Source organism: Kitasatospora sp. GAS1066B (genome assembly GCF_041262605.1).
Classification (GTDB): Bacteria; Actinomycetota; Actinomycetes; order Streptomycetales; family Streptomycetaceae; genus Kitasatospora.
Genome location: NZ_JBGCCO010000082.1, coordinates 1 through 3,160 on the forward strand (window position 1 = coordinate 1; position 3,160 = coordinate 3,160).

3 protein-coding genes are annotated in these 3,160 nt (G+C 66.2%); all 3 read right to left on the reverse strand.

What is annotated here, in order from left to right; translation table 11 throughout:
* Positions 1-216: 216 nt before the first annotated feature.
* The 3 genes from ABH937_RS38100 to ABH937_RS38110 all read right to left on the reverse strand — a co-directional run bounded on the left by ABH937_RS38100 (position 217) and on the right by ABH937_RS38110 (position 2,928).
* Positions 217-1,605 (reverse strand): tyrosine-type recombinase/integrase, encoded by a 1,389-nt coding sequence (locus ABH937_RS38100; protein WP_370220846.1) that lies wholly within the window; start codon positions 1,603-1,605, stop codon positions 217-219.
* Positions 1,605-1,787, reverse strand: coding sequence for an AlpA family transcriptional regulator (locus tag ABH937_RS38105; RefSeq protein WP_280664026.1), 183 nt, complete (start codon positions 1,785-1,787; stop codon positions 1,605-1,607). The genes ABH937_RS38100 and ABH937_RS38105 overlap by 1 nt, the downstream gene beginning before the upstream one ends.
* 703 nt (positions 1,788-2,490) lie before the next feature.
* A complete protein-coding gene (locus tag ABH937_RS38110; protein WP_370220847.1) occupies positions 2,491-2,928 on the reverse strand; it encodes a hypothetical protein in 438 nt (145 codons plus the stop codon).
* Between the last annotated feature and the right edge of the window lie 232 nt (positions 2,929-3,160).

The following is a 3,160-nucleotide window of genomic DNA, read 5'->3' on the forward strand; positions in this document are numbered from 1 at the left end:
CTGTAAATCTGCCGGCTATGCCTACGTAGGTTCGAACCCTACACCAGCCACAGGATAAAAGAAGGCCCCTGACCTGCGAAAACGTAGGTCAGGGGCCTTCTTGTTTGAGCTGAACAAGCCTTGATGTCAGGGTGGTGTTTTGCGAGGTTTGTCCCACCTTGTTCCGCCCAGCTACCAGTCCTGACCAGCGTTTACGGACCAGGCGCGGACCAAAGATCACGATCCGTCGGGCACCGACCGGCGACTCAGTCGCTCAGTGATCAGACGGTTGGCGTGGTCCTCGTCACCGTGGATGCACTTGGCGTAGACCCGGAGCAGGACGGCGATGCTGTGGCCAGCCCGCCGAGCGCACTCCGCCGGGGCCACCCCGGACGCCAGCCACAGCGAGATGCCCGCGTGCCGACCGTCGTAGGGACGCTTCGCCAGTGGCGTGGCCTGTTCCTCCACGCTGAGGACTTCAGCGCGGGCTGTGGACCAGACGACGCCGTAGCCGCTCTCCTGGACCATCCCGTTGCGGAGGGTGCGGAACAGGCGGCCGTCGGGCGCGGTGCCGTACTGCTCGATGTGCTCGCGCAGCAGCCGCACCAGCTCCGGCGGGATGGGCACCGGTCGGACGGCCTTCTCTGAGCGGTGCTTCAGTGCCCTGGGGTCGTGGGTGGCCCCGGTGTCGGTCCAGCTCGACCCCACGCGAGGGCTGTTCCCGTTGAGGTTGAGCCGGCCCCAGCCCGTTTCCGGCAGCACGCAGCGGTCCTTGCGCAGGTGGACGACTTCACCGGGCCGCATCCCGGCGTAGTAGATGCACGCGAAGAACGCCACTAGCCGAGGTCCCCGACGGCCCTGACTGCCGATCGCGGCCAGCATGGCGGTGACCTGCTCCGGGTTCATCACGTACTCGGGGTTTACCTCCTCCTCGATCTGCGGAGCCTGCCACTGGACCGCCGACAGCGGATTAGCCGCCAGTAGGCCGTCCTCAATGGCCAGGCCGATGACGTGCCCGAGGATCGCCCGCTTCCGCCGGATCGTGGACGCAGCGGCCTTGGTCCCGTCGAGCTTCACGGACAGCGCGGCGAGCATCCTTCGTGCCACCTTGGCTTCCTCCAGCTCGGAGACGTCCAGCGAGTTCCGCGCGACCCATGCGAGTGCCTTCGCCACCTCGGCCGGCGGCTCCTCGTCCCACCGGTTCACGTTGAAGCCCCAGGAGTAGAGCGCGCGACGGAGGACATGCTTGTCCGGCATGCCCGCCTTGCTCTTGACCAGCTCGAACGTGACGGTCGCCAGGGCATCGGCCCAGGTGGTCCGCGTTTTGGCCGGGGCGCCGTCCCATCGGGCCTCGACGTAGTTCCGGCCGTGCTGGTACCAGGTGACGGCCTTCTCGTCCTCCTTGAGCTTGCGGAGTTCGGAGAGCGGTAGGCCGGTCTCGGTGTCGAACGGCTCGTGGCTGGCTGCTGCCGTCACCAACTGGGCTTTGCGCCCATCGGCCTGAGTTTTCGTCAGATAGGACTCCGAGAACTCGCCAGTGGCCACGGTCCAGCGCACCATCCAGGGTGACTTTCGCCCCGGTCGGTGGCGGTGGTCCCAGAACTTGACCCGATAGGAGGTCGCCATCAGGCCGCAACCTCCTGTGCTGCCCACCAGGCATCGAGGTCGCTGCGGCGGATGCGAATCTGGTTGTTGGGGAGCTTCATGATCTTGGGGCCCTGGCCGCGGGCTGTCATGCGATAGAAGGCGGAGCGGGACATGTCGATCTCTGCTAGGACGGCTTCGAGTTTCAACTTCGAATCGGACATTGTGCGCCTTTGGTCGTGCCGGGGGGCTTTAGGGGTAAATGTTCAAGGAGATTCGACAAGCGAATGCAGGGAGTTCGGTTACCAGAGGCTCAGCGGTCGCCCTTCGGCGATCGCTGCCCGAACGCGTACGGCGATCTCCGCCTCAGGCTCACCGACCGCCAAGCCAGCGCGGATGGCGGCACCTACCGCGCGAGAGCGTCCGGCCGGGCCACGGAGATCTGCGAGTGGGCTGCCCGGGTCGCGCCGGCGGGCTACCCATTCGGCCCGGTTCTCGGCCGCCGTGCCGAGCCGGAGGTGCGTCGGCTGCTGGCAGGAGTGGTTGTCGCAGGTGTGGCAGACGGTCAAGTTGCCCGCTCCCCAACCGAGTCGGGGAATGACGCCGCGCGCGAGTTGGTACCCGTACAAATGGCCTGGCACTGTGCCGCGTCGCGTCCTGCCGGGCCGTGAGGCTGCTCGAAAGGTGGCATGGCCAGTGCTTGAGATTCCGCCGATGAAGAACCAGCAGTCCTCCACTGGTGAGGTGCGGTGGACCTTCGCCCAGTAGCGGGTCCGAACAGATACATCGGTCAGCCAAGTAGTCCACTCAACTGCACTTATCCGTACGGGTATTGGATCTCCGATGAGAGACAGCTGCTCGTCGGTACTAGCGGGCCTGAACTTGTACACCGCTGAGAGCGGGAAGAGACCGGGCCCGAGACCGTTGTCAGGTGTCATCGGCCAGGGCGCCATTCGGGGTGGAGGCGGGGGCCGGGGGTGATGAAGCCGATGCATCTGCCTGAGGCTTGCGGGCTCGGTGGGTGGAGCGCGGACGCTGGGCATGGTCACGCAGCGCCTCGATGACCTCCTTTGCCCGAGCAGCGGTAACAGGCTTCGCCTCGCGCTCCAGGTCTTCCGCTGGTACGCCCACCAATGCCGAGACCAATTCGGCGTCGTTGTCGAACAATCGAAGGACAGCCGCCGCAGCCTCTCGCGCTGCGACGTCCGCCTCTTCCTTCGCCTTGGCCGCCCTCACCGCGCTTTCGCGCGTGGCCAAGACGTTCGCCGCAGCAATCTCCCGCGTACGTGCCTGAACCGCTTCGACAGCCCGAACCCGCCGGCGAATTTCCGCCACGCTCACCGAAGCCGCTGGAACCGTACTCACTCGTCCCTCATCCCTGCCAGAACCTTTCATTGCGCGCACCGTAAGCAGGAGTCCGCGGACACCTCAAATCCCGGTGTCAGGAAGGAACTTCCAGGTTGTTGTGCCTCCGGCGGGTCCTCTCTCGGAGGGGGTGGGGGGTGGGTGTGCGGGTGCGGCGTTGGTGGTGGTTGGGGTTGTGGGGGCGGGGTTCCCTCCTCGGTCGGACACCCGTTGGGCGTACCAGGGCCCCGGG